At 63.6% G+C, this 26,421-nt stretch carries 26 protein-coding genes; 4 read left to right on the forward strand and 22 right to left on the reverse strand.

What is annotated here, in order from left to right; all coding sequences use genetic code 11:
- A partial coding sequence (locus tag ACWUKX_RS09140; RefSeq protein WP_456005942.1) for a hypothetical protein occupies nucleotides 1-244 on the reverse strand: 244 nt, incomplete at its 3' end.
- A gap of 240 nt (nucleotides 245-484) precedes the next feature.
- Here ACWUKX_RS09140 and ACWUKX_RS09145 point away from each other — a divergent pair.
- Nucleotides 485-2,446, forward strand: a complete 1,962-nt coding sequence (locus ACWUKX_RS09145; RefSeq protein WP_456005945.1) for a M23 family metallopeptidase — start codon at nucleotides 485-487, stop codon at nucleotides 2,444-2,446.
- A gap of 26 nt (nucleotides 2,447-2,472) precedes the next feature.
- Here the strand turns inward: ACWUKX_RS09145 and ACWUKX_RS09150 are convergent, their stop codons facing one another.
- From ACWUKX_RS09150 to ACWUKX_RS09190, 9 genes are all read right to left on the reverse strand, one after another.
- Nucleotides 2,473-4,038, reverse strand: a complete 1,566-nt coding sequence (locus ACWUKX_RS09150) for an MFS transporter (protein WP_456005948.1) — start codon at nucleotides 4,036-4,038, stop codon at nucleotides 2,473-2,475.
- A gap of 200 nt (nucleotides 4,039-4,238) precedes the next feature.
- The gene (locus ACWUKX_RS09155) at nucleotides 4,239-5,705 is read right to left on the reverse strand and encodes a L,D-transpeptidase family protein (protein WP_456005951.1); all 1,467 of its coding nucleotides are present in this window, start codon (nucleotides 5,703-5,705) and stop codon (nucleotides 4,239-4,241) included.
- A gap of 251 nt (nucleotides 5,706-5,956) precedes the next feature.
- Entirely contained in the window at nucleotides 5,957-6,322 is a 366-nt protein-coding gene (locus ACWUKX_RS09160) for an MmcQ/YjbR family DNA-binding protein (protein WP_456005953.1), read from the reverse strand.
- Between the two features lie 43 nt (nucleotides 6,323-6,365).
- The gene (clpB, locus tag ACWUKX_RS09165) at nucleotides 6,366-8,972 is read right to left on the reverse strand and encodes an ATP-dependent chaperone ClpB (RefSeq protein WP_456005956.1); all 2,607 of its coding nucleotides are present in this window, start codon (nucleotides 8,970-8,972) and stop codon (nucleotides 6,366-6,368) included.
- A 224-nt stretch (nucleotides 8,973-9,196) separates the two neighbouring features.
- Nucleotides 9,197-10,183: a DUF4167 domain-containing protein gene (locus ACWUKX_RS09170; RefSeq protein ID WP_456005958.1), complete on the reverse strand. Its 987-nt coding sequence runs from the start codon at nucleotides 10,181-10,183 to the stop codon at nucleotides 9,197-9,199.
- Nucleotides 10,184-10,486: 303 nt separating this feature from the next.
- Nucleotides 10,487-11,365, reverse strand: a complete 879-nt coding sequence (gene prmC, locus ACWUKX_RS09175) for a peptide chain release factor N(5)-glutamine methyltransferase (protein ID WP_456005960.1) — start codon at nucleotides 11,363-11,365, stop codon at nucleotides 10,487-10,489.
- Nucleotides 11,358-12,437, reverse strand: coding sequence for a peptide chain release factor 1 (gene prfA / locus ACWUKX_RS09180; protein WP_456005962.1), 1,080 nt, complete (start codon nucleotides 12,435-12,437; stop codon nucleotides 11,358-11,360). The genes prmC and prfA overlap by 8 nt, the downstream gene beginning before the upstream one ends.
- A 9-nt stretch (nucleotides 12,438-12,446) precedes the next feature.
- Nucleotides 12,447-14,717, reverse strand: a complete 2,271-nt coding sequence (ptsP, locus tag ACWUKX_RS09185; RefSeq protein WP_456005964.1) for a phosphoenolpyruvate--protein phosphotransferase — start codon at nucleotides 14,715-14,717, stop codon at nucleotides 12,447-12,449.
- A 180-nt stretch (nucleotides 14,718-14,897) separates the two neighbouring features.
- Entirely contained in the window at nucleotides 14,898-16,151 is a 1,254-nt protein-coding gene (locus ACWUKX_RS09190; RefSeq protein ID WP_456005966.1) for an aspartate kinase, read from the reverse strand.
- A gap of 278 nt (nucleotides 16,152-16,429) precedes the next feature.
- Here ACWUKX_RS09190 and ubiG point away from each other — a divergent pair, with 278 nt between their 5' ends.
- On the forward strand, nucleotides 16,430-17,179 hold the full coding sequence (gene ubiG, locus ACWUKX_RS09195) for a bifunctional 2-polyprenyl-6-hydroxyphenol methylase/3-demethylubiquinol 3-O-methyltransferase UbiG (protein WP_029348550.1): 750 nt from the start codon (nucleotides 16,430-16,432) through the stop codon (nucleotides 17,177-17,179).
- A 27-nt stretch (nucleotides 17,180-17,206) separates the two neighbouring features.
- On the opposite strand, the gene ACWUKX_RS09200 is transcribed toward ubiG, so the two are convergent.
- Complete coding sequence (locus ACWUKX_RS09200) at nucleotides 17,207-18,136, reverse strand: DMT family transporter (protein ID WP_456005969.1); 930 nt, start codon at nucleotides 18,134-18,136, stop codon at nucleotides 17,207-17,209.
- A gap of 105 nt (nucleotides 18,137-18,241) precedes the next feature.
- Between ACWUKX_RS09200 and ACWUKX_RS09205 the strand changes: the two genes are divergently transcribed.
- Nucleotides 18,242-18,727 carry a MarR family winged helix-turn-helix transcriptional regulator gene (locus tag ACWUKX_RS09205; protein ID WP_456005971.1) on the forward strand — a complete coding sequence of 162 codons (486 nt, stop codon included), beginning with the start codon at nucleotides 18,242-18,244 and terminating at the stop codon, nucleotides 18,725-18,727.
- Nucleotides 18,728-18,768: 41 nt separating this feature from the next.
- Here the strand turns inward: ACWUKX_RS09205 and ACWUKX_RS09210 are convergent, their stop codons facing one another.
- The 5 genes from ACWUKX_RS09210 to ACWUKX_RS09230 are packed head-to-tail and all read right to left on the reverse strand — an operon-like array spanning nucleotide 18,769 to nucleotide 21,876.
- Nucleotides 18,769-19,473 (reverse strand): hypothetical protein, encoded by a 705-nt coding sequence (locus ACWUKX_RS09210; RefSeq protein WP_456005973.1) that lies wholly within the window; start codon nucleotides 19,471-19,473, stop codon nucleotides 18,769-18,771.
- Between the two features lie 6 nt (nucleotides 19,474-19,479).
- Nucleotides 19,480-19,905 (reverse strand): DUF1178 family protein, encoded by a 426-nt coding sequence (locus ACWUKX_RS09215; protein WP_456005975.1) that lies wholly within the window; start codon nucleotides 19,903-19,905, stop codon nucleotides 19,480-19,482.
- Nucleotides 19,902-20,783 carry a carbon-nitrogen hydrolase family protein gene (locus ACWUKX_RS09220; RefSeq protein WP_456005977.1) on the reverse strand — a complete coding sequence of 294 codons (882 nt, stop codon included), beginning with the start codon at nucleotides 20,781-20,783 and terminating at the stop codon, nucleotides 19,902-19,904. The genes ACWUKX_RS09215 and ACWUKX_RS09220 overlap by 4 nt, the downstream gene beginning before the upstream one ends.
- A 10-nt stretch (nucleotides 20,784-20,793) precedes the next feature.
- On the reverse strand, nucleotides 20,794-21,063 hold the full coding sequence (gene grxC / locus ACWUKX_RS09225; RefSeq protein ID WP_065008462.1) for a glutaredoxin 3: 270 nt from the start codon (nucleotides 21,061-21,063) through the stop codon (nucleotides 20,794-20,796).
- 27 nt (nucleotides 21,064-21,090) lie between these two features.
- On the reverse strand, nucleotides 21,091-21,876 hold the full coding sequence (locus ACWUKX_RS09230) for a ComF family protein (protein ID WP_456005979.1): 786 nt from the start codon (nucleotides 21,874-21,876) through the stop codon (nucleotides 21,091-21,093).
- A 53-nt stretch (nucleotides 21,877-21,929) separates the two neighbouring features.
- Between ACWUKX_RS09230 and ACWUKX_RS09235 the strand changes: the two genes are divergently transcribed.
- Nucleotides 21,930-22,802 (forward strand): methyltransferase domain-containing protein, encoded by an 873-nt coding sequence (locus ACWUKX_RS09235; protein ID WP_456005981.1) that lies wholly within the window; start codon nucleotides 21,930-21,932, stop codon nucleotides 22,800-22,802.
- 49 nt (nucleotides 22,803-22,851) lie between these two features.
- Here the strand turns inward: ACWUKX_RS09235 and ACWUKX_RS09240 are convergent, their stop codons facing one another.
- From ACWUKX_RS09240 to ACWUKX_RS09265, 6 genes are all read right to left on the reverse strand, one after another.
- Nucleotides 22,852-23,031, reverse strand: a complete 180-nt coding sequence (locus tag ACWUKX_RS09240; RefSeq protein ID WP_029348558.1) for a Flp family type IVb pilin — start codon at nucleotides 23,029-23,031, stop codon at nucleotides 22,852-22,854.
- Nucleotides 23,032-23,129: 98 nt separating this feature from the next.
- Nucleotides 23,130-23,516, reverse strand: coding sequence for a hypothetical protein (locus tag ACWUKX_RS09245; RefSeq protein WP_456005984.1), 387 nt, complete (start codon nucleotides 23,514-23,516; stop codon nucleotides 23,130-23,132).
- 115 nt (nucleotides 23,517-23,631) lie between these two features.
- Nucleotides 23,632-24,054 carry a (deoxy)nucleoside triphosphate pyrophosphohydrolase gene (locus ACWUKX_RS09250; protein ID WP_456005986.1) on the reverse strand — a complete coding sequence of 141 codons (423 nt, stop codon included), beginning with the start codon at nucleotides 24,052-24,054 and terminating at the stop codon, nucleotides 23,632-23,634.
- Complete coding sequence (locus ACWUKX_RS09255) at nucleotides 24,051-24,830, reverse strand: GNAT family N-acetyltransferase (protein ID WP_203546890.1); 780 nt, start codon at nucleotides 24,828-24,830, stop codon at nucleotides 24,051-24,053. Before ACWUKX_RS09255 ends, ACWUKX_RS09250 begins: the two co-directional genes overlap by 4 nt.
- The gene (gene argJ, locus ACWUKX_RS09260; protein WP_456005988.1) at nucleotides 24,830-26,071 is read right to left on the reverse strand and encodes a bifunctional glutamate N-acetyltransferase/amino-acid acetyltransferase ArgJ; all 1,242 of its coding nucleotides are present in this window, start codon (nucleotides 26,069-26,071) and stop codon (nucleotides 24,830-24,832) included. The genes ACWUKX_RS09255 and argJ overlap by 1 nt, the downstream gene beginning before the upstream one ends.
- Nucleotides 26,072-26,190: 119 nt before the next feature.
- Nucleotides 26,191-26,421: a hypothetical protein gene (locus tag ACWUKX_RS09265; protein WP_456005990.1), complete on the reverse strand. Its 231-nt coding sequence runs from the start codon at nucleotides 26,419-26,421 to the stop codon at nucleotides 26,191-26,193.

Consider the following 26,421-nt stretch of genomic DNA (forward strand, 5'->3'; position numbering starts at 1 on the left):
TCGGGGCCGTTCGAGTGTCGCTCACGCGGCTCTCTTGAATTTCGCAGAGGGCAGATCTAGAAGCGAACTTCTTCGTCGCCAGCGGCGCGCCGCCCTCGTTGGTGAGGCGTATATAGTCGGCAGGCGTCCAAAGTGTCAACAACGATTTCGGTCTTTTTTGAATTTTTTGCGACGAAAGATTGCGGTGCCGATTTTCGCTAGCCGACTTCCGCTGCGGCATGGGGATAACAAAGCCGACCACCACCAAGGAGCCCTATTGCCGCCGCATTGCGGTTTGACACCAAGGCCCAACGAAGCTGGCGCATGCACCACCGGCGCGGCGCCCTTATAAGCGACTGTAAGAGAGCCACTAAGAGAGAAGTATGACTGGGGATCTCGGCCGAAGCCAGGCGCTTCGTTGACTTCGCCCGCCGTGACAGGCAAATGTCATGGCCACAACAAAAGCGACAAGCCGTCCCGCCCGGGGAAGAAGCAGCCTTTCTGGATGCCAGATACGGAAAATGTCATAGCCGAACTCGGCAACGAGCCGCCGCTGATTGCGGACGGTCGCAGTGGCCCGCCCGACCGGCGCGAGGTTTCGGCGCGCTGGCTGTCGGGCACTTTTCTGACTGGCGTGACGTCGAGCGTGCTGATGGGCGTGGCGCTGTTCGCAGCCCTCGACGGCCGTCAGCAATTGGCAACACCGCCCGAGATCGCGGAGCTGATCAGCCTTGCAAGAGGCGACGATTCCGGCGAGATCGCCAAGACCACCAGGCTGGTGGCGCCGCGCCAGATCGCCAAGGCCAAGGACCGCCGGCGCATGGAAGTGTCGATGGTGACCAAGGTCGGCGACCGCGATGTCATCCACACCATGCCTTTCGTGCAGATCAAGATGGCGCTTGCCGCCGGGCACACGACCAGCCGAGCCTATCCGCCTTTCAACCCGATGCAGGTGTTTGGGGACGACCGCGACGGCAATGCCGGTCAGCCGGCGACCGCCGCCGCCGGCCAGATCTATGGCGCCAAGGTCGAAAGCGAGATGAGCCTGAAGACGGTCGATTTCCCGATCGAGAAGGCGGCCTTCGACGAAAAGAGTGACTTGTCCGCCGACGAGGTGGAAAAGGTGGTGCGCCAGGCCGGCACGGGCCTGAGCGACGGCGCCGTGCAGGTCGCGTCGCTGCATTATGTCGACCCGCAGCGATTCGGCGATGCATTCGCCGAGAGCATGGCCGGCTCCTACGACGTCAGGATCGTCCCGGAAAACGTCTCGGTGTCGCCGCGTGCTGCCCCCGATGATCAGGCGCCAGCCTTCGCCGAGGAGATCATCCCCTTCACCAGGGACCGCAACATTGTCGAGGCATTTGCCGATTCGGGCTATACGGGCGAGGACGCCACCGGCATGGCCGAGGCGATCGCCAAATTGCTGAATGCGACAGCGCTCAAGGCGGGAACCGTGCTGCGCGTCGGCCTCGAGGTCCATGGCGACGCCGCCAAGGTCGTTCGCACCGGCATCTACGACAGGGCCCAGCATATCGTTACCATCGCGCTCGATGATCACGGCCAATATGTGCCGGCGCAGGAGCCGGAGCCCAATCCCGAATTGCTGACCGCGTTCGATGATTCGCCGCCGGTTGTCGTGCGCGGCAATCTGCCGAACGTCTATGACGGCATCTACCGCGCCGCCTATTCCTACGGCATGTCCAAGGCGATGACCAAGCGGCTGATCAAGCTCCTGGCGTCCGGTGTCGATTTCCAGTCGCGGCTCAATCCGTCGGACCGCATCGAGGTGCTGTTCTCGCAGCCGGATGGCGACGACCAGGCATCCGACGAATCCGAGCTGCTCTATGTCTCGGCGACGTTCGGCGGCACGACGCGCAATTTCTATCGGTTTCAGATGCAGGACGGCAGTACCGACTATTTCGACGAGGACGGCCGCAGCGCCCAGCAATTCCTGCTGCGCAATCCCCTGCCCGCAGGAAAATTCCGCTCCGGCTTCGGTGCCCGCAGGCATCCGATCCTCGGCTATGTGCGCATGCATACCGGCGTCGATTGGTCAGCCGCCATCGGCACGCCGATCATCGCTGCCGGCAACGGTGTCGTCGAGAAGGCCGGCTGGGCCGGCGGCTATGGCAAACAGATCATCATCCGCCACGCCAATGGCTACGAGACCTCCTACAATCACCAGAGCGCATTTGCCAAAGGCATCGCGCCGGGCGTGCGCGTCCGCCAAGGCCAGACCATCGGCTTTCTCGGCCAGACCGGCCTCGCCACCGGTCCGCATCTCCACTACGAGCTGATCGTCAACGGCACCAAGGTCGATCCGATGCGCGTTCGCCTGCCGGTCGGCAAGGTGCTGAAGGGCGACGACCTCGTCGCCTTCAAGCGCGAGCGCGGGCGCATCGATGATCTGCTCAATCAGGAAGACAGTGATTCGCTGAAGGTCGCGAGCGCCAAGATCGAAGGCTGAGCTGACCTTGAAGCCTTCCGGGCTCCTCAACTCTGCGGAGTCTCAGATACACGCGACCATGGCAGTCGTTCGCCGGAGACGGTCGTCCACGCCACGATCGCCGAGAGCAGGCAAAGCAGCGCGGTCGCCAAGGCGACGGCTGCGAAAGCTGCATCGCTGGCGGCAAGCCTTACTGCATCGAGATCCGGTGCCAGGCCCGCCGGCGCCGGTTCGCCGAAACCCGGAATGCCGGATGCGGCACCGCTATTCAGCACTGCCGCATAGACCCAGGCCGCCAGTGACCCCATCGCCGCCACTGCGATCAGGCCGCCAATGCGCGAGACGGCATTGTTGATTCCCGAAGCAGCACCCGTATCCTTGTCCTCGACTGCCGTCATCACCGCCGTCGACAGCGGCGACACGACCAGCGCCATGCCGAGCCCCATCAGCGCCATCAGCGGAAACACTCCCCACCAGAAACTGTGGAGGCCGGCATAGGCCAGCAAGGCAAGCCCGGCAAAGGCGACAGCGACGACCAGACTGCCGCTGGCGATCGGAAAACGCGGGCCGATCCGGTCGGACCACTGGCCGACCGGCCCCGACAACAGCGCGATCAAGACCGACAGCGGCAGGAAGATGAAGCCGACCTCAGCCGCGCTCAGCCCCCATCCGGCGATGAGCAGCATCGGCAGATAGAACAGGTTGGCCGACAGTGCGAAATAGAGGAAGAAGGTCGCCACATTGGCGCCGGCGAAGGCGCCGACCCGAAACAGCGAGAGATCGATCATCGGTTCGCGCTGCCGGCGCTCGAAGACAATGAACATGATGAGCAGCAGCGCGCCGGCGGCGATGCTCTGGCCGGACATTTGCCCCTCGCCCTCCGCGCTCATCGAGGTCAAGCCGTAGGCAAGCGCTCCGAACGCCAAGGTCGCGAGGGCAGCGCCGCCGAGATCGAGGCTGCGCTTTTCCGTCGGTGCGTCGGCCGGGACCTTGGCGAGCAGGAGGTAGATCGAGACAAGACCAAGCGGCAGATTGATCGCGAAGATCGCCCGCCAGATGCCGTCGCCGAAGGCCGACAAGACAACGCCGCCCAGCACCGGGCCAAGCGCCGTCGTCAGCGCCGAGGCCGCCGCCCAGATGCCGATCGCCCTGCCGCGCTCCTTCTTCGGATAGGCCTTGGCGATAATGGCGAGGCTGCCCGGCACCATGATGGCAGCACCGATGCCCTGAATGGCGCGAAACGCAATGAGCACCGGCGGGTTCGGCGCCACCGCGCAGGCAAGCGAGGCCGCAATGAACAGCGCGATGCCTGCCACAAAAGCATGCCGCAGGCCAAAACGGTCGCCCGCGGCGCCGCCGACAAGGATGAGTGCCGAAAGCGTCAGCGCATAGGAGTTTGAAATCCACTGCGCCTCGGCGAAACTTGCGCCAAGATCGACGCGGATCGCCGGTGTGGCGATGGCCAGGATCGAACCGTCGATGAAGCCGAGCGCCGAAGCCAGGATCGCCGCGATCAGCACGAAGCTGCGCCGCGATTGCGGGCAAAACGTATCGGCCGGCAGCGGCCTGATCAGGGGGACGGCTTCGGCGCCGACTTCGCTTGGAGAGCGCATGAAGCCTGCTTAGCCCTCCTATGCGCTGGCAACAACCGGCCAGAGGACTGCTGTCGTTGAAACCAGAACAGGATCGGCGTTTCGATGCCGTTGGACCGCGGCTCCTTCACTTGCGAAAATCATCGGCTGATAATGCACGTCGCCAAAAAGCCTGCCCCCCGAGCCGACCCGGGGGTGTGCAGTGATTTGCGATAAGGCGGTCAGTCGATGAATTCCACCGTGACGCCCGGCGAGACGATTTTTGCCAGTTCGCGCGCGTCCCAATTGGTCAGCCGCACGCAGCCATGGCTTTCGGTTTTGCCGATCTTGGAGGGGTCAGGCGTGCCGTGAATGCCGTAGGTCGGCTTGTCCAGTGCAATCCAGACCGAGCCGACGGGGCCGTTCGGACCCGGCGGGATGGTCAGGATCTTGTTGTTTTCGCCCTGCTTGAAATTGATGTTCGGATTGTAGGTGTAGTTCGGATCTAACGCGACCCGCGACACCGCATGAGTGCCGGTGGGCGACGGCGTGTCCGCCGAGCCGATGGTGGCTGGATAGGCCGCGATTAGCTTGCCCGACGCGCCATAGGCGCGGACCTGCTTCTTGCCCTTGTCGGCGATGATGCGCGCCACCGGCTCCGCCACCAGCCTGCCGAAATTGGCGACCTTGATGATCGTGCCTGGACGATTGAAATTGGCTTCCGGATTGAGCGCCTTCAGATAGTTCTCGTCCATATGGAACCGCTCGGCCAGCGCTTCGGTGACGGAGGTGTAACTCAGCCGGTCGAGCTGCGCCTTCTGGCCGTAGTCTTCCGGCACCGAGGCGACATAGGGGCCGGCCGCATCCTCGGGCGTGATGCTGTAGGAGGCGAAGGCATCGCCGCCGGACTGCTCAAGGGCTGCCTGGATGCCGACCACATCGGTCGACCGCAAATTGCTGCCGGTGATCTCGTTGTAGGCGGCGAGCGCCTTGTCGACATTCGAGCCGAAGCGCCCGTCGACGACGCCGGGCGAAGCGCCGGCGCGGTCGAGCAGCACTTGCAACGCAGCAACATCCTGTCGTGCACCGAGTGAAAGCGACGGATCGGCGACAGTCTTGCCGCCGATCTTTGGCGGCAATGCCGCCTGGTCGCCCGGGGCCGTCGGCTCGGCCGGTTCGATCGAAGCCTCGTCGAGCGGCTGACGCTTGACGGTGCGCGGCTTTATCGGCTGCGGCGCTTCCGGATAATCGTTGCCATAGCTGCCGTCATCCAGCGGCGCTTCGGGAAAAGCTTCCACATAATTGTCGCTGTAGGGATCGTATTCATCGACCGGCGGTACGACGATCAGGCCTTCCTCTTCCAATTGCCTGCGGCGCAAGCGCGCCGTGTCTTCCGGGTCGTCGAGATAATAACGGTCGTCCTCGACCGGTCCGAGATTGCGCAGGCGCTCGCGGCGGAGCGCGCGGCGGTCGAACCTGGTCTGCGGCGGCTGGATGGCGAGGACCTGGCCGGTTTCCGCATCGACGATGACGCGGTTCCCCCTGGCGTCGTAATAGACGTCGAAATCGCCGTTCTGGGCGACCAGCACACCACCGGCATTGGCCGCACGGGCAGATCGCGGCGCGATGTCCTCCGTCGGTGCGGCCATCGCGCTCGAAGAAAGCAGCCCGGCGGCGAGCGCCGAAAGGGTGAAGATCGTGCGGAACATGTTGGCCAAATTCTCCGGTCCGTAATTGCCGCCGCCCGGCGTTGTCTCTTTAGAGCGCCGCGCGTCCCTTCGGACGCGCAAGGACGCTCTAATAGTTAAAATCTTCGCACCAAGCTTTCCGAAAATCGAATTCGATGTTCGGGCCTATGCGGCAGGCGAACCCCTTCGCCAGCAAATCAGTTGCCGACCATAAGGTTCCAACATGAACCGGGCATGAAGATGGCGGATTTCTGGCGATGAGAGCAACATAGCTAGCTGGCGGCGAGTCCCAATTCCTTGCGCGCCTGCTTGGTCAGCTTGAGTACGACAAGGCGATGGCTTTCGCGCAGATAGTCCTTCAGCGCCTCATCATCCATGCTTTGGCTTGTCTGGCGCTGGATCCATTTCATGCCGCGTGACGCAAGATAGGGCGCGGGCCGAAGGCCCGGCTGTTCCTTCAAGACGTCATAAGCGATGTCGGAGCATTTGAAGGTGACGAACGGCTCCTTGCCCTCACTCCAACCGCCTATCGCAAACACCTTGGCTCCGACCTTCCAGACATGGGCGCCGCCCCACTGGACGACATGGCTCGTCGACGGCAGCGAGGCGCAGAAGCTGTTGTAGTCATCCAGCGTCATCTGCGCCCCGCCGTTGAGTGTTTAATTATGTGGCGGCCTCGAATCAGGCCGCCGCCTCGGTCGCCACGACCGTCGGCTTCGAGCGGAAGTTCAACCGGTCGGAACCTGTGGTGACCTTGACGGTCGAACTGTCGAGGATGTCGCCGAGCAGTATCTTCTCCGCCAGCGGGTCCTGCAGTTCCTTTTGCATCACCCGCTTCAGCGGCCGCGCGCCATAGGCCGGATCGTAGCCCTTGGCCGCCAGCCAGTCGATCGCCTCCTGGTCCAGCGAGAGCGTGATCTTGCGATCGACGAGCAGGTTTTCCAGTCGCTTGAGTTGGATCTCGACGATGCGGCCCATATCCTGCCGGCGCAGCCGGTGGAACAGGATCACTTCATCGACGCGGTTAAGGAACTCCGGCCGGAACGATACCCGCACCACGCCCATCACCTCGTCACGTACGGCATCGACGTCCTGGTTCTCGTTGAGATTGACCAGATATTCGGCGCCGAGGTTCGACGTCATGATAATCAGCGTGTTCCGGAAATCGACCGTGCGGCCCTGCCCGTCGGTCAGGCGGCCGTCGTCGAGCACCTGCAGCAGCACGTTGAACACGTCCGGATGCGCCTTCTCGATCTCGTCGAACAGCACAACCTGGTAGGGCCGGCGCCGCACCGCTTCTGTCAGTGCCCCGCCTTCCTCATAGCCGACATAGCCGGGAGGCGCGCCGATCAGCCGGGCGACCGAGTGTTTCTCCATGAATTCCGACATATCGATGCGCACCATGGCGCTCTCGTCGTCGAACAGGAAGCTGGCGAGCGCCTTGGTCAGCTCGGTCTTGCCAACGCCCGTCGGTCCGAGGAACATGAACGAGCCGATCGGCCGGTTCGGATCCTGCAGGCCGGCGCGGGCACGGCGAACGGCTTTCGACACGGCCTGCACCGCCTCGCCCTGGCCGACGACGCGCTTGCCGATCTCGTCTTCCATGCGCAGCAGCTTATCACGCTCGCCTTGCAGCATCTTGTCGACCGGAATGCCGGTCCAGCGCGACACGATATGGGCGACGTGATCGGGGGTGACCACCTCTTCGACCATGCCGACCTTGCCGTCTTGCGCCTCGGCCTGCGTCAGCTTTTTTTCGAGTTCCGGAATCTTGCCATAGGCAAGCTCGCCGGCGCGCTGGAATTCACCCTTGCGCTGGGCAATGGCGAGCTCGTTTCGCGCCTCGTCGAGCTGTTTCTTCAGATCGGCCGCGAGCCCGAGCTTCTGCTTCTCGGCCTGCCACTTCGAGGTCAGTTCGGTCGATTCTTCTTCCAGAGCGGAAAGATCCTTTTCGAGGCGGGCGAGCCGGTCCTTTGACGCGTCGTCCTTCTCGACCTTCAGCGCCTCACGCTCGATCTTGAGCTGCATGATGCGGCGGTCGATCTCGTCTAGCGCTTCGGGCTTCGAATCGACCTGCATCCGGAGCCGCGACGCGGCCTCGTCGACAAGGTCGATGGCCTTGTCCGGCAGGAACCGGTCGGCGATATAGCGGTTGGACAGCGACGCCGCAGCGACCAGCGCCGAATCCGAGATGCGCACCTTGTGGTGCTGCTCGTATTTTTCCTTCAGGCCGCGCAGAATGGAGACGGTGTCTTCGACGGTCGGTTCATTGACGAAGACCGGCTGGAAGCGGCGGGCAAGGGCGGCGTCCTTCTCGACATGCTTCCGGTATTCGTCGAGCGTCGTCGCGCCCACACAGTGGAGTTCGCCGCGTGCCAGCGCCGGCTTCAACAGGTTCGACGCATCCATGGCGCCATCCGCCTTGCCGGCGCCGACCAGCGTGTGCATCTCATCGATGAACAGGATGATGCCGCCAGCGGCAGCGGTAACTTCCGAAAGGACCGCCTTCAGCCGCTCTTCGAATTCGCCGCGATATTTGGCACCGGCGATCAGCGACCCCATGTCGAGCGCCATCAACTGCTTGTCCTTGAGCGATTCCGGCACGTCGCCGTTGACGATGCGCAACGCCAGCCCTTCGGCGATCGCCGTCTTGCCGACGCCGGGTTCACCGATCAGCACCGGATTGTTCTTGGTGCGGCGCGACAGCACCTGGATGGTGCGGCGGATCTCGTCGTCGCGGCCGATGACCGGGTCGAGCTTGCCGGCGCGGCCGTCGGCGGTCAGGTCGCGCGCGTACTTCTTCAGCGCATCATAGCCCTGCTCGGCGCTCGCCGAATCGGCGGTGCGACCCTTGCGGACGTCGTTGATCACCTGGTTCAGCGCCTGTGGCGTCACGCCGGCCTTGGTGAGGATGTCGGCAGTCTTGGCGGATTTCTCGACCGCCAGCGCCGTCAGCAGCCTCTCGACCGTAACGAAACTGTCGCCGGCCTTCTTGGCCAGTTCCTCGGCGGTCGAGAACACCTTGGCCAGCGGCTGCGCCAGATAGAGCTGGCCGTTGCCGCCTTCCACCTTGGGCATTGCCTCAAGTGCCGTCTCGACGCCAAGCTTGACGTCGCGGACGCTGCCGCCGGCGCGCTCGATCAACGACGCGGCCAAGCCCTCGTCGTCGTCGACGAGCACTTTCAATACATGTTCGGGAGTGAATTGCTGGTGGTTGCGCGAGAGCGCCAAGGTCTGCGCGGACTGGATGAAGCCGCGCACGCGCTCGGAATATTTTTCAAGGTTCATTTCTGTCTCCTTCCGTCACCGGCCCGCTTTGCGGCACCGGATCAGATTGCGGTGACGGACCCGCCCGTTCGAGCCGGGTCCTGTTCACGCGAGATATGGGGCGCAGGCCACGGACCCTCAAGACGTCCCAATAATGGTGAATGCATAATATTGCCCGGGTGCGCAAAACAAAAACGGCGGAGATTTCTCTCCGCCGTCCAAGAATGTCTGAAGGCCTTGCTCGATCAGTTGTTGACGTCGATGATGGCAGGCTCGCCACCGGCGTCTTCCGCCGGCGCTGCATTCACGTTATCGGCGCCAGCATTGTCGTTACCGCCATCCACCTGATCAGCGTTGACGCGCGGACGGCGCGGACGCCTGGGGCGGCGGGCAGCGCCGCTTTCGGCGGCTGCTTCGTTCATCTCGGCCTGGGCAGCCAGAGCCGCCGGCGAAAAGCTTTCGAACTGCGGCGCGGGTTCGGCCACAGAAACCGGCTCGACCGCAGACACAGTTTCCGCCTGTATGGGCGTCTCGTTCTGTACCGGTGTCTCGTTGCGCCGGCTCTGATCGCCGCGCCGGTTCTGATCGTCGCGTTGTCCGCCCTGCTCGCCGCGCGCACCAAATTCGCCGCGCTGGCCGTTCTGGCCGTAGCCGCCATTGGGGCGACGGTCGCGATGGCGGCCGCCATTGTCGCGCCCACTATTGTCGCGCCCACTATTATCGCGCCCTCCGGTATCGCGCCCTCCGGTATCGCGATTGTCGCGGCCGTTTTCCTGGTTGAACGCCAACTCGGCTGGCGTGCCGTCGATGACCGGCTGCGGGCCGCCAGCGTGGTTGACCACCGGAGCCGCAGTCTCACCGACATTGCTGTTGCCGGCATTGTCGAACTCATCGCGATCTTCGTCGCCGTCATCGTCGAAATCGTCGCGGTTCTGCTGAGCGCTCTGGATCGGTAACTGCGCCTGCGCGGCAGCGATGATGCGATTGTAGTGCTCGGCGTGCTGGAGATAGTTTTCCGCCATCACCCGGTCGCCGGAGCTTTGCGCGTCACGGGCAAGGGTCGCGTATTTTTCGGCGATCTGCTGAGCCGATCCGCGGATCTTCACATCCGGACCGTTGCTCTCGTAGTTGCGCGTCAGGGGATTTGGGCCCTTGCGGTTATTGTTGTTGTTATTGCCGCCGCCATTGTTATTGCGACCGCGCATGCGCCTGTTCTGCTGTTGTGGCCTCATTCGACTCTCTTCAATTTTGAATTTTCGAAAACTTTTTCACGAACGGAGGCGCTCATGCAGCCAGCCGTTTCGTCTCTTCACCGGCGTTCGCCCGCATCGATTGCGTTGGCGCCACGTGTCATCCTGTTCCGGTTACATCACTTGTCGGACGATTCCCGCACGAAGCTTGGGCGTCGTTTGCGCAAGAAGGCAGCTATTTCCAAGGAAACCGAATCGCTAAGAGCACTGCCTGCTTCGTCTCATCCGGTTAAGGCGACCCTAGCCGCATTCCCCGGCATTGCCAAGCGCTTTTTTCGCACTGCATCACGGCTTTGTCAGTTCAAAGATCAGAACCCTCTCGTTTCCGCCAAAGTCTCGGAATACCCCCGTCGGCACATAGCCGGCTGCGGAGAATATGCCCGTGACCTCTTTGCGTTGGGTGTAGCCGATCTCGACCGCAATCCTGCCCTCGGCTTCCAAAAAACCTGCCGCCTCGGCGGCGATGATCCTGTAGGGACTCAGACCATCCACGCCGCCGTCGAGGGCTTGGCGTGGATCGAAATCGCGGACTTCGTCCTGCAGATTTTCAATGTCTACGGATGCTATATAGGGAGGGTTAGCGGCAATTACATGGTATCGGCCAAAAACTTTTTCGAACCAGTCGGATTTGAGCACCTGGAACCGGTCGGCTAACCCCAATTCCCTGGCATTGCGCATGGCGGTCGCCAGCGCGCCTTGCGAAATATCGACACCGGTAGCGACCGCCGCCGGAACGGCGCTGAGCAGCGCCAGCGCGATGGCGCCGGTGCCGCTGCCGATATCGAGGATGCGGCATTGGCCTTGCCGTTCCGCTGTCGCCTTCACGAAGGGCAGCACCGCTTCGACCAGCGTTTCGGTGTCCGGTCGCGGCTCAAGCGTTTCCGGTGACAGCGACAGGCGCAAGCCGTAGAATTCGCGATAACCCAGGATGCGATGCACCGGCTCGCCGGCGATCCGCCGCCTCAGGGCTGAATCGATCGCGGCGATCGCGCCGGCATCGACCCTGCATTCGGGATCGGCGATGGCTTGTGTGCGGGTCGTGCCGGAAATGTGTTCGACGATCAGCCTTGCATCCAGCGTCGGATCGGCGACTGCGGCCGCAGCAAGGCGTGCCCGCGCCGCTTTCAGCAGTGGCCCTAACGTACCGGGCAGACTGTCAGCCATCGAGGCCGATGTCGGCGAGCAGCTTCGACTGGTGGTCGGCAATCAGCGCGTCGATGATCTCGTCGAGTTCGCCCATCACCACCCGGTCGAGCTTATAGAGCGTCAAATTGATGCGATGGTCGGTGACGCGGCCCTGCGGGAAATTATAGGTGCGGATACGCTCCGAGCGATCGCCCGAACCGACCTGCGATTTGCGCGATTCGGAGCGTTCCTCGTCAGCCTTGCTGCGCTCGAGGTCGTAAAGCCTGGCGCGCAGGATCTGCATGGCTTTCGCCCGGTTCTGGTGCTGCGACTTCTCCGCCTGCACCACCATGATGCCGGTCGGCAGATGGGTGATGCGCACCGCCGAATCGGTGGTGTTGACGTGCTGGCCACCCGAACCCGAGGCGCGCATCGTGTCGATGCGGATGTCTTCGGCCCTGATGTCGATGTCGACCTCTTCCGCTTCGGGCAGCACCGCAACCGTCGCCGCCGAGGTATGGATACGCCCGCCGGCCTCGGTCGCCGGCACGCGCTGCACACGATGCACACCGGACTCGAATTTCAGATGGGCGAAGACCCCCTTGCCCGAAATGGTGGCGATGATTTCCTTGTAGCCGCCGACCTCGCCCTCGCTGGCCGACACCGTCTCGAAACGCCAGCCGCGTGCGGCAGCATAGCGTTCGTACATGCGGAACAGGTCGCCAGCAAAGAGAGCCGCCTCGTCGCCGCCGGTGCCGGCGCGGATTTCGAGGATGGCGTTCTTGTCGTCTGCGGCATCCTTGGGCAGAAGCAGGATCTGGATGTCCTTCTGCAGCACCTCGATGCGTTCCCTGACCTCGGGCAGATCGGCCTCGGCCAATGCCCGCATGTCGGCATCGGTGCTTTTGTCGGCGAGCATCGCCTGCAGGTCGGCCTGTTCATGCTCGGCGGTTCGCAGCTCCCTGATCTTTGCCACCATCTCCTGCATGTCGGCATATTCCGACGCCATCCTGACATAGGCGTCCGCCGCCGGCCCGGCCGACATCTGCGCTTCGAGCATGTCGAAACGCTTGACGACTTGATCCATGCGGTCGCGGGGCAGGTTGATCATGGCGAAGGTCTACAACGGAATGGAGCGGTCGTCGGCAAAGGCTTGCAGCAGCGCCCGCATCGGCAACCCGTGGGCCGGCGCCATGAGATTGTCGTCGAAGAACGTCTCCAGCTCGGCCAGCGGCAGTTCCGTCAGCATCGCCTTGACCGGACCGATCGAAGCCGGCGACATCGAAATCGACCGGTAGCCAAGGCCGATCAGCGCCATCGCCGAGATCGGCTTGCCCGCCAGCTCGCCGCACAAGGTCACCGGGGTGTGATTGCGCACCCCGGCGTCGGCAATCTGCTTCAGAACGCGCAGGAACGGCGTCGACAGCGGATCGAAACGGTCGGAGAGCTGCGTGTTGCCGCGATCGACCGCCATAACGAACTGGAACAGATCGTTCGAGCCGACCGAGACGAAATCGACGGCCTTCATCAGCTCGTCGAGCTGGAACAGCAGCGACGGCACTTCCAGCATGGCCCCGAGCTTCAGGCTGGTCGGCAGATGATGGGCAAAACGCGACAGATGCCGCACCTCGCGATCGATGATTTCGCGCGCCTGTGCGATCTCGCCGAGCTCCGTCACCATAGGCAGCATCAGCTTCAGTTCACGCCCACCGCAGGCCTTTAGAAGCGCGCGGATCTGGGTGCGCAACAGGCCCGGCCGGTCCAGCGTCAGGCGGATGGCGCGCCAGCCGAGCGCCGGGTTCTCTTCCTGAATCGTGTCCTTGAAGTAGGGCAGCACCTTGTCGCCGCCGATATCGATGGTGCGGAAGGTCACCGGCTTGCCGCGCGCCGCGTCGAGCACGTCGCGGTAGAGCCGTTCCTGGGCTTCCGCACGCGGAAAGGTCGAGGCGACCATGAATTGCAGCTCGGTGCGGAACAGGCCGATGCCGGCGGCGCCCGCCTCGGCAAGCTGCGGCAGATCGACGGCCAGGCCCGCATTCATCAAAAGGTCGACCTGGACGCCGTCCTTGGTCACCGACGGCTTCTTACGCAGTTCGCGATAGACCTCCTGCCGCCGCGCCCGGAAGCGGACCTTTTCGGCATAGGCGGCTTCGAGGTCGGGCTGAGGACGCAGATGGATCGCGCCTTCTTCGCCGTCGACAATGATGGCGTCGCCGTTTTCCGCCATGGAAACGGCGCCCCTCATCTGGCCCGCGGCCGGTATGCCCATGGCCCGCGCCACGATAACGACGTGGCTGGTCGCCGCGCCGTCCTCGAGCACCAGCCCGCGCAGCTTGTCTCTGGGATAATCGAGCAGTTCGGCAGCCCCCATCGAGCGGGCGACGATGATGGCGTCCTTCGGCAGCGAGGCCGCGACATCGTCCGGCCCCCGCCCCATCAACTGGCGTAGCAACCGATTGGCGAGATCGTCGAAATCGCTCATTCGCTCGCGCAGATACGGATCGGTCATGTGAAGCATGCGGGCACGCATGTCGCTCTGCACTTTTTCCACCGCTGCTTCCGCCGTCAGGCCGTTGCGGATCGCCTCTTCCAGCCGGCGCACCCAGCCGCTGTCGTTGGCGAACATGCGATAGGCTTCGAGCACCTGGCGGTGTTCACCCTCGAAGGCGACTTCGCGGCGTTCCAGCATGTCGTCGATGGAGAGCCTGAGCGAGCCGAGGGATGCGTCGAGCCGCTTGATCTCCTCATCGCTGTCCTCGTTGAACAGATTGGTGACGACGATGCGCGGCTCGTGCAGCACGACATGACCGAGCCCGACGCCTTCGTTGAAGGACAGGCCGGTAAAGCTCACCGGGCGGCGCAGGTCGAGTTCGAGCCCGGGCCGGGTCAGCCGGGCAAGGTCGCCGGTGGCGATCATCTCGGCGATCACCATCGCCGTCGTTTCCAGCGCCTCGACCTCGTCGTCGCGATAGTGGCGCATGGTCTTGTTCTGGACGACCAGCACACCGAGCGTGCGCCCTGCCCTGAGCACCGGCACGCCGAGGAAGGAATTGTAGATCTCTTCCCCCGTCTCCGGCAGATAGGCGAAGGCTGGATGTTCCTGCGCATTGGAGAGATTGAGCGGCCGTGCTGAGGCCGCGATCGTGCCGACGAGGCCTTCCCCCAGCCTGAGCTGCGCCAAATGGACGGCGTTCGGGTTCAGACCCTCGGTGGCATAGAGTTCGAGCACCGAATCGGCGCGCAGCACATAGAGCGAGCACACTTCGGCGACCATATTGGCGGCAATATCGCGCACGATGCGGTCGAGCCGCTCCTGCGGCTCCAGCGGCTCCTGCATGAGCTCGCGGAGCCGTTTCAGCAAAACGCGCGGGCCACTGGCCGTATCACGCATCGCGGCTTGTTCTCCAATGGACATTTTGCCCGCCACAGTTTCTCCCGCGGCCGGCGCTCACGCAACAACTCAATTAGAGCGCCATGCGTCCAATTGGACGTCAAAGGACGCTCTAAGACTTTCGATCTGCTGCATCGTGCTTTCCGAAATCGACTCCGATTCTCGGGCCGATGCAGTCTGCTACTGCTTATCCAGACCGTAGACGGAATGCAAAGTACGAACCGCTAGTTCGGTGTAGGGACCGTCGATCAGGATCGAAATCTTGATCTCGGAGGTGGTGATCGCTCGGATGTTGATCGCCTTGTCGGCCAGCGCCTTGAAAGCGGTGGCGGCGACGCCCGCATGGCTCCTCATGCCGATGCCGATGACCGAGACCTTCGACATGCCGGCTTCCGACTGCACGACGTCGTAGCCGATCGTGGTTTTCAGCCGCTCGAGCACGGCAAGCGCCTTGTCGACATCGCCGGACGGCACGGTGAAGGTCATGTCGGTGAACTTGCCGTCCTCGGAAATGTTCTGGACGATCATGTCGACATTGATGTTGGCCTCGGCCAGCGGCCCGAAAATGCCGGCGGCGACGCCCGGCCGGTCGCCGACACGGCGCAATGAAATCTGCGCTTCGTCCTTGGCATAGGCAATTCCGGTGACGACCTGCTGTTCCACGATCTCTTCCTCGTCGCAAATAAACGTTCCGGGCGGATTGAGCAAATCCCCCATTCCGGGCGCGTCGGGATCGTCGAAGGACGACCGCACGAAAGTACGCACCCTGTGCACCATGGCAAGCTCGACCGAGCGTACCTGCAGGACCTTGGCGCCGAGAGAGGCCATTTCAAGCATTTCCTCGAAGGAAATCTTGGCCAGCCGCCGCGCTTTCGGCTCGATGCGCGGGTCTGTGGTGTAGACCCCATCGACATCGGTGTAGATGTCGCAGCGGTCGGCCTTGACCGCCGCCGCGATGGCGACAGCACTGGTGTCGGAACCGCCGCGGCCGAGCGTGGCGATGCGATTGTCCGGCCCGATGCCCTGGAAGCCGGCGACCACCGCCACCTGGCCCTCGCCGAAGCGCTTGATCAGGAACGCGCCGTCGATGTCGAGAATGCGCGCCGCGCCATGCGCATTGTCGGTCTTGATCGGGATCTGCCAGCCTTGCCAGGAGCGGGCATGGACGCCCATGTTCTGCAGCGCGATCGCCAGCAGGCCGGCGGTCACCTGCTCGCCGGAGGCGACGACGACGTCATATTCGCGCGCATCGTGCATGGGCGAGGCTTCGCGCGTCCACTGCACGAGCTCGTTGGTCTTGCCGGCCATCGCCGAGACGACCACCGCAACCTCATGGCCGGCATCGACCTCGCGTTTGACATGGCGCGCCACATTGCGGATGCGGGCGATGTCGGCGACGGAGGTTCCGCCGAATTTCATCACGATGCGCGCCATGGAAGCGAAATGCCTTTGACTGGGTGCCGGACCGGCGGCCGAATAACGGAAAGGGAGCGCCCGCCTGGGCCGGTCGCCGAATTCGCGGCCTCCTTAGCCAAATGCTACGGGTTTCGCAAGGCGTGCCGCCGCTTGCCCTGGGCGACGAAGGCGACACACGAGCGCAACGCGCGTACCCGCATACCTGTCGCATAGGCGCAACGGGCAACAGTCGAAATTTGCTGCCTTGACATTCGCTGGCTCTCGACCGACTTCCTAACGTTCGAGGAGACCACACGATGCCAGAACCCCGACGATCGACGATCGATGCCGGAGAAGTGGAGCGCTTTTCCGCCCTTGCCGCCGAATGGTGGAATCCGAACGGCAAATTCCGCCCGCTGCACAAGTTCAATCCGATCCGGCTTGCCTATATACGCGACCAGGTGGCGGCGCGCTTCGGCCGCGACCCGCGTGCGGCGCGGCCGTTCGAGGGCCTGCGCTTCCTCGACATCGGCTGCGGCGGCGGGCTGTTGTGCGAGCCGATGGCGCGGCTAGGCGCCGAAGTGGTCGGCGCCGACGCATCGGCCACCAACATCGAAGTGGCCAAGCTGCATGCGGCGGAGGTCGGCGTGACGGTGGATTACCGTGCCACGACGGCGGAGGATCTGGCTGACGCCGGCGAGAAATTCGACGTCATCCTCAACATGGAAGTGGTCGAGCATGTTGCCGACATCGACTTGTTCGTGGCCAAATGCGGCGACATGCTTAAGCCCGGCGGCATCATGTTCGTCGCCACCATCAACCGCACACTGAAGGCCCTGGGCCTGGCCATTATCGGCGCCGAATATGTGCTGCGCTGGTTGCCGCGCGGCACCCACCAGTTCGGCAAGCTGGTGCGGCCAGACGAGCTGGAAAAGGCGCTAACCGGCGCTGGCCTGACCATCATCGACCGCACCGGCGTCACCTACAATCCGCTCGCCGACCGCTGGCAGCGGTCGAAGGATATGGACGTCAACTACATGGTGCTGGCGGAGAAGGCACCCGCCTGAACTTTCTCACGAAACGTCTGAACCTTCTCACGCCGCCACCTTCTCACCCGTCTGGCTTTGCGCCTTTGTGGTGATCTGGCTTTGCGCTTTGGTGGTGATGAACACGCCGGCGATGATGATGGCAGCACCCGCCCAGGTCAGCAATCGATAGTGCTCGCCGAGAAACATAGTGCCGGCAAACAATCCGACCGCAGCCGCGACATAGCCGATCTGGCTGAGATAGACCGGGCCGCCGACCGCCTGCAGCCGGAAGAAGAAGACGAACATCGCCGCGGCAGACGCGACCTGCCCGACGACCACCATTGGCACGCCGCCGACCAGGGCGAGCGAACCGCCGCCCTGCAGCGTGAAGATACCGCAAAGAAGCAGCGCAGCCGATGCCAGATGGCTGCCGACGGCAAGCTCGATCGGTCCGGTCCCTTCCGGCCAGTCGACCGTGCGGTAGATGTTGCCGGCGGCAAGGCTGACCGGGATGAGCAGCCCCACCGCCACCCAGAAAAATTCGGCCGGCTGGCCGGCCTCGCCGCGCGTCCCCGCCACCATCACCGCACCGAGGAAGCCGACGGCAATGCCGACGACACCAAGCAGATTGGGGCGCCGAACGCCGAGCAGGATCGAAAACACCAGGGTAACTACTGGCGACAGTGTGAACATGATACCGGTATAGCCGGCGCCGAGATGCGGAATGGCCGAAAACATCAAGAGATTGGGGAATGCATAGGACATCGCCGCGGTGACGACGAAGTAGCGCAGCCTGTGCGGGGTGAGCCGGATGCGTTGCCCGCGCAGAAGCAGGGCGCACAAAAGCACACCGCCGGCGCCGAGCGAGATAACGAGGGCCCAGACCATGGCCGAAACGCCGGCCGCCGTGGCGATCTTGCCGAACGGCAGCGTCAGGCCGAGCAGGCCGCCGGTGACGACCAAAAGGCCGGGCGCTGAATCCCAGAGAAATTTCATAACGAACCTTGCACCTTATTGTCTTTGCAGCTCTTGGCCAGCACTGTGTCTTGAGATAAGATAATGAAAAGATTCTTAACGTCAAGATATTTAACGGTGAGATAGATGGATCGAGCCGCGAAAGCCATCGAGCAGTGGAAAAAAGAACGGCCGGATCTGGATGTTTCTCCGATGGCCGTGCTTGGACGGTTGAACGAAGCCTCGTCGCTGATTGCACGAGAGCGCCTCGCTCCGCTGTTTGCCCGTTTCGGACTGCAATCCGGGGAATTCGATGTGCTGGCGACGCTGCGCCGTTCCGGATCGCCTTACGCGCTGACGCCAACTGCCCTCTACGAAGCGACGATGGTGTCGTCGGGCGCCATGACCAACCGGCTCGATCGGCTGGAGAAGGCCGGCTTGATCCTCCGCGGTCCGCACCCCAACGATCGGCGCGGGATCGTCGTGCAGTTGACCGGAAAAGGTCTCGCATTGGTCGATGAGGCGGTCACCGCCCACGTCGCCAACGAGCACGAGATCCTTTCCGGCCTGACGCGCCAGGAGCAGGACACGCTCTCCCGGCTGCTTGAAAAATTGATAGGAAGCGTGGGCTGAACAGCGGGCACAGTCAGAGACCAGCGACGGAAAAGGAGGAATCAATTCGGCTGATCGGAAGCCCTTTTGCCATCTTGCCGCCCTAAGATCCTCCGATGTCGCCATCGCGCGAAAGAGACGATGATGCCCGCAAGCCAAGCCGGGGCATCGAGATGGAGCAAGGCATCCCGGGCGCCAGCGATCTCCCGGGCTTTGAGTGCTGCATTGGAATAGTCAACTGGCCGATCCTGCCTGGCTTCGACCCATCGGCGAATACTCTCTCCATTCGGCAGTTTCGCTGCGAAGGCCAGTTCACGTTCCATACAGACCTGTTCCACCCGGTCGCGCAATTCCTGCTCGTAGCCAATGCCCCCTTGATGGAGGCGCGCATGCGTGGCTTCATGCACGATAGCACCGGCGATCTGCTCGGTCGTCGTGTGCTCGCCCAGAACAAATCGTTCATCGAGCTCACAAGTCGGCGTCAAATTGACGAACTGGCCGGCGGCACCGGTATCAGTCGTAATCCAGATCCGTTTGATATCCTGGACCACGCGTCTGTAGCGAACAGGATCGAAATCGCTTATCAGTTGAAGTGCTGCAGCAACCTTGTCCGTAGCTTCACTGCCTTTGTGTTTGCTAAAAACGATCACCATTCCGCTGATCGTTTGCTTGGCGCTCGCCTTCATGGCCAGCCAATTGAGAGTGTCCTGCCACACGATTGAAAAAGGTCGCCGTTCAGGCTTCCCGCGCCGACGCGACGTGGTCACGGGCACTCAGTTCCGTTCGTCGGGGAACCTTGGAATCGGCATGAATTCGACGCCTTCCTCGGCCAGACCCTTCGCCTCCTCCAGCGTCGCCTCGCCATAGATGCCGCGCGGATCACTCTCGCCGAAATGGATCTTGCGCGCTTCCTCGGCAAACTTGTCGCCAACATAGTCGGCGTTCTCGCGCACCTTCTCGGCCATCGCCTTCAATTGCGCCAGCGCCTGCTTCTGGGCCTCGCCCATGGCTAGTGCGATCTTCTCCTGCTTGCGACCGGTGGAGACGGCCGGCGCCATCAACGCCTTCTCGACCTTGTGCGAGCCGCAGGTCGGGCAATCGACGAAGCCACGCTTCTTCTGGGTGTCGAAATCGTCGTTGCTGCGAAACCAGCCCTCGAATTCGTGCTCGTGCTCGCAGATCAGAGAAAACCGGATCAAGATGCTGCACCCCTGAGTGGCAGTGCCTCAGCCTGTCCGCCGTTTACGGCAAAATCCCGCGCATTCTTCAGGTTTGGGATCTTCTTGCGCGCGGCGGCCGACTGCGCTGGGTCGATCTCAGCGATGATCACCGCCGGTTCGTCATGTGCCGCTTCGGCGACGATGCGGCCCCAGGGATCGACGATCAGCGAATGACCATAGGTCTCGCGGCCGTCCTCGTGCAGTCCGCCTTGCGCCGCGGCAACGACATAGGCGCCGTTCTCGATGGCGCGCGCCCGCAGCAGCACATGCCAGTGCGCCTCGCCGGTCTGGCGGGTGAAGGCAGCGGGCACCGAAAGCAGGTCGGCGCCGGCCAGCGCCTCGGCGCGGAAGAGCTGCGGAAAGCGCAGATCGTAGCAGACGGCGAAACCCAGCCTCGCACCATCAATCCCGGCGCCGCTGATCTCCGTGACGACGGCCTGGGTGCCCGGCTCGTAGGCGGCGGATTCGCGCCAGCTTTCGCCATTGTCGAGATCGACGTCGAACATGTGGATCTTGTCGTAGGTGGCAATCGTCGCGCCATCCGGTCCGAACAGAAGCGCGCGATTGGCGAGCTTGCCGTCGGCGCGCAGGATGGCGGTCGAGCCGATATGCAGGAAGACGCCAAGTTCTTTCGCCAGCTTCCGCGAGATCGAGACGATGATGTCCTTGTCCTCGGAAGTGAAGGAGGCGGCCCGCGCTTGGCTGTCGCGGACCAGCGCACCGGTCATTTCCGGTGACTGGATATAGGTCGCGCCCAGACCCGCCGCCTCGCACACCAGCCGCTCCAGATCGACCGCGTTGCGCTCGGGGCTGGTGCCCGAACGCATCTGGATCGCCGCCGCCTTGAAAGCACCCATCGTCATGTCCTCAATTCGTCGAGCCATTGGCGAGCAGACTGTCCAGCCGGCCCTCTGCCTCCAGTTCATGGAGATCGTCGCAGCCGCCGACATGCGTATCGCCGATGAATATCTGCGGAAAGGTCGAGCGGCCATTCGCGCGGGAAATCATTTCCCGGCGCAGTTCCGGCGAGAAGGAGGCGTCGTGCTCGGTGTAGGCAACGCCCTTGCGCTCGAGCAGCCGCTTGGCCGCCACGCAATAGCCGCACATCATCCGTGTATAGATCGTCACGTCGACCATCGGTCAGCAATCCTGCCTTTCTTCAATCTATATAGTCGCGGACTCGTCGGCCCGAAAGTCCCCCGGCAGCACGCGCGCAAAGGTCAGCACGTCGACGGTCCCGGCACCGCCCTTCTTCAGCGCCTTGGCGACCGCGCGGACAGTGGCGCCGGTGGTATAGACATCGTCGATCAAGAGCACCCGGCGGCCGGCGATCTCGATCTTGGCCTCCTCAGACACTCTGAATGCGGCACGCACATTCTCCTCGCGTTCCCGCCGCTCCAGCCCGACCTGCTGGCGGGTGGGTTTGACGCGCCTGACCGCGGAGGGCGCAAAAGGCAGGCCGCCAAGTTGCGATACCGCCCTTGCCAGTTCCGCCGACTGGTTGAACTGGCGCCTGAAAAAACGCCGCCAGTGCAGCGGCACCGGCACGACCACATCGGCTTCCGCGATCAGTTCGGCACCGGCGCGCAGCATCCAGCGCGCCATCCACGGCGCCAGGTCGGTGCGATCCTGGTATTTCAACCCTTGCACCATCTGGCGGGCGACGCCGGAGTAAGCGACCGCGGCCCGCGCGCGCTCGAACGGCGGCGGGTCGGCGATCGCCTCGGCCGACAGGAACCCCTCGCCCATGTGATGGATGAACGGCGTGCCCATCACCGGGCACCATGGCCGCTCCAGGAGCCTGAGCTTCGGCCAGCAGGCGCCGCACAGCACGCCGGGCTGCGAGACATGCCGTCGGCAGCCGGCGCAAACCGGCGGAAACAGGATGCGCGCCGGCCAGTCCAATGCCTTTCGAGCGATACTCTTGATATCTGGCATTGGATCGGCCACGTGGTTGCTCCCCCGCCACCCTATATCAGACAGCGGAAACCAGGAACCGTCAGTTGCAACCTATAGTGGACACTTCTCTCTGGCTGGCGCACAAGCGCCGGGCGCTCGCCCGACCGACTGCCGGCGCGGATTTCCTGATGCGGCGGGCGGCCGAGGAGCTTGCCGAACGGCTGGGCGCCGTCGAGCGCAAATTCGACAGAGCGGCCGTGCTGTTTTGCCAGACGCCGGCGGCGGTCGACGTGCTCGCGGCAAGCGGCAAGGTTACGGATATCATACGCGTGGAGGCGGACGCTATGTTCCTGGGCGATGCCGCCGGACTGGTGGCGCCGCTGGAGACCGTGCCGTTCGAGCCGGAAAGCCTCGACCTCGCCGTGTCTCTTTTGTCCCTTCAGGCAATGAACGACATTCCCGGCATGCTGGTGCAGATCCGCCGCGCCCTGAAGCCGGATGGTCTGTTCCTCGGCGCTTTTGCCGGCGCCGGTACGCTTTCCGAGCTGCGCGAAAGCCTGCTCGCCGCCGAGACCGAGCTTTACGGCGGCGCCAGCCCGCGCGTTATCCCGTTCACCGACGTGCGCGACGCCGGCGCGCTTTTGCAACGCGCCGGCCTGGCCTTGCCCGTCGCCGATGTCGAGACGGTGACGGTGCGCTACGATACCCTGTTCGGCCTGATGGCGGACCTGCGGGCGATGGGCGAGACCAGCGCGCTCATCGACCGCAGCAGGCGACCGGGCACACGAAGGCTGTTTGCCCGCGTCGCCGAAATCTACGCCGAGCGGTTTTCGGATGCCGATGGTCGCATCAGGGCGAGTTTTCCGATCGTCTGGATGTCAGGCTGGGCGCCCGACGCCTCGCAGCAAAAACCGCTGAAGCCGGGCTCGGCGAAAATATCGCTGAAGACGATACTGGAAAATCCCGGCGGGCGTTGACCGGATTTCTGTCGACCGGACTCTTATGGATGCTGGTGGCCGGTCGCGATCACTGCGCGAAAGCGTTCACAAGCCTGCTGGAATTGTCGCTGAACAGCCACGCCATTGCGTCAGCCGCCTGGCCGATGCCGCCTATGATAGTAAGCGACAGCACGGTCACGATCAGCCCATATTCGATGGCCGTCGCGCCGGTCTCGTCTTCCAAAAATCGTTGCAGCAATATTTTCATGGCCGTCGATCCCGCTTGCCGAAACCCTAGCGCCGACCTGTTAAGAAAGGTTAATGGCAAAGGCTTAACAGGCGGTGAAACGGCTGCTCTAAACCATCTCAGCAGTCGCCGCTGCGCTTGCCATTGTCGCGTATCACGCAGACCGAACTGGGCAGCGGCTGCAGCACGCTCCTGCGCAGCGTGTAGGTCCCACGATGGCCGATCGAGCCCGTGTTTCCAATCGAGCCCGTGTTTCCAATCGAGCCTGTGCTCCCCACCGACCCTGGGCTCCCAATCGATCCTGTGCTCATTCCATCGAGGCCGCCGGCAAAATGGTCGCGGGCGGTCTGCAATCGCGTCCGGCTGTCGAGGAAGGGCGTCGCGATCAAGGCCAGCGCCACCACGGCCGAGCCGAATAGCAGCGTGATCCGCAAAATGCCCATGCCGGCATGGACAGCGAAGCTGCGGTCGGGTCGGATCGAATCCCAGTCCCTGTCGAGGCTCATGCAACCGCCCTCCGAAGGCCTGAACACGGCCTTCCCTTCAATGTCCACGCCTCAATTTTCCACAGCGAGATAAATCTTCCATTAACGCTGTCTAACTCGGGCAGTGACGGCACAATCACAGAAGATCGATGAGGAACTGGATCAGCGGCGCGTCGGCCGGCGGCATCGGAAAATCCCGCATCTGGCGCGGCCGCACCCATTTCAGCACCTGCCCTTCCTTCGGCTGCGCGATGCCGCGGAAGCGACGGCAGACGAACAGCGGCATCAGCAGGTGAAAATCATCGTAGGAATGGCTGGCGAAGGTGAACGGCGCCAGGCAGGGAATATCGGTTTCGATGCCGATCTCCTCGTACAACTCCCGGATGAGGCATTCTTCCGGCGTCTCGCCGGGCTCGACTTTGCCGCCCGGAAACTCCCACAGGCCGGCGAGCTGCTTGCCTTCGGGCCGCTGCGCCAGCAGCACGCGGCCGTCGGTATCGACCAGCGCGCAGGCTGCGACCAGGAGCAGGCGCTTGCCGAGAGGGTTCGGGCCGGTCATGCGCCGGGCGGCCGGCGATAATGGTAACGATAGACTTCGTCGAACCCGAGCGAACGATAAAGCGCCAGCGCCGGCGCATTGTCGGCCTCGACCTGCAGCCAGGCTTCCCGGGCGCCGCGCAGCCGGGCCCATTTCAGCGCCGACAGGATGAGGTGGCGGCCATGGCCCTGGTTGCGTACCGATCTGTCGGTAGCGATCTCGAACAGTCCGGCAAGGTCGCCGTCATGGACGCAGATCAGCGTCGCCAGCGGTTCGGTGCCCTTTTCGAGCGCGAACAGCCCGGCTTCCGGCTGGATGGCGCCGATGATCTCCGACAGGCCCGGCCGCAGCGACACATCCGAGCCGCTTACCTTGAGCGACGCGCCGATGAATCGGCTGATGTCCTTCAGCGGAATCTGGTCCATGGCGGCATCGAGCTGGGCGTCTGCAAGCGGCAGCCGCATGACCAGCGATTCGTCGAATGTGCTCCAGCCTTCGCTGTTGAGATGTTTGGAAAGGACCGGCCCCGACAGCGGCGATATGCGGAAGGTCAGCGGCCGGCCATAGGCGTCGAAGCGGCGGCTGGCGCGGCCGATGCGCTCGGCGATGTGCTGGATGTCGCCCGGATCGAGCGGATTGACCGAATTCAGCCGCTTGGCCGGATGACCCGCGGTCAGCCGCACCACCCAGGTGCCGTCATAATGGACCGCCGCCGCCGGCCAGGCGCGAAAGCCGGCCGCCTCGTAGCGGCGCACGATGGCAAGCACGCTTGCCGGATGTCTGGAAACCAACGCCATCAGCTCCGATAATCGCCGTTGATGGCGACATACTCCTTGGTGAGGTCGCAAGTCCACACCGTCGCCTTGCCGCGGCCGATGCCGATATCGGCACGGATACGGATCTCGTCGCGCTTCATGTAGGCCGATGTCGCTTCTTCGGAGTAGGCGGCGTCGCGCTCGCCCTCATGCGCCAGCCTGATATCGCCGAACCAGATCGACAGAAGGTCGCGGTCGGCCGGTTCGCCGGCCTTGCCGATGGCCATGACGACGCGACCCCAATTGGCATCCTCGCCGGCGACCGCCGTCTTGACCAGCGGCGAATTGGCGATCGACAGCGCGATGCGCTTGGCCGAGCGGGCCGATTTCGCGCCGGTGACGGTGACCTCGACCTGCTTGCGGGCGCCCTCGCCGTCGCGCACCACTTGCAGCGCCAGCGATTTCAGCACCTTGCCGAGCGCGCGGCGGAAGGCGCCGAGGCGCGCATCCCCGGCATCGGTGATGTCAGGCGCGCCGCGCCTGGATGCGGTGCCGGTGGCGAACATCAGCAGCGTGTCGCTGGTCGAGGTGTCGCTGTCGACGGTGACCGCATTGAAGGTCTTGGCCGTGCCGCGTGACAAAAGATCCTGCAGCACGGGGGCTGCGATCGGCGCATCGGTGGCGATGAAGGAGAGCATCGTCGCCATGTCGGGCGCGATCATGCCGGCGCCCTTGGCAATACCGTTGATGGTGACGTCGGCGTCGCCGAGTTTTACCGTCGCGGTCGCCAGTTTCGGATAGGTGTCCGTGGTCATGATCGCCTCGGCGGCTTCGGTCCACAGGTCCGGCCTGCCGTCCTTGACCAGTCCGGCGAGCAGATGGCTGAACTTGCCGGCATCCAGCGGCTCGCCGATGACGCCGGTCGAGGCCAGAAACACCTCGTCCGGTGTGCAGCCCGCAGCCTTGGCTGCAGCCTCGCCGGTCATTGCCGTGGAGGCTCGGCCCTTGCTGCCGGTGAAGGCATTGGCATTGCCGGAATTGACGACGAGGACGCGCGCCTTGCCCTGCCCGAGATTCTGCCGGCAGAAATCGACCGGCGCCGACGGGCATTTCGACTTGGTGAACACGCCGGCGACCGTGGTGCCGGCATCGAAGACCATGGTCAGCAGGTCGGTGCGGTTCTTGTACTTTATCCCGGCCTCGGCGGTGGCGATGCGGACGCCCTCGATGTCAGGCATTTCAGGATATTTCTTCGGCGCGAGCGGCGAAATGGTGGCTGACATGAAGACCTCGGGCGGGAAAATCGCAAGGGGAACGCCGGTTTGCCCGATAGCGGGCGCCGGTGCAAGGGCGTTTTCCCGACCGTTGCGGACGACACCAAACTGCCGGCAGCACGCTTGCGTCATTGGGCAGGATTGAGGAACCTCCGGAACATCTTCTGCACGCCGGGAATGAGCCCCCAGATCATGATCGCGACCATTAGCGGGGCAATGACCAGCGTGCGCTGCCAGATCTCCCACTGTTCGGTCAGCGGGAACACGACATAGAGGATGGCGGTGATCAGCGGATAGAGGCCGGCAAGCACCAGCAGCGCAAAGCGGAGGCGCGAGAAGCGGGCGGCGGTCGAGGTCAT

It is taken from the genome of Mesorhizobium sp. f-mel, from assembly GCF_053850215.1.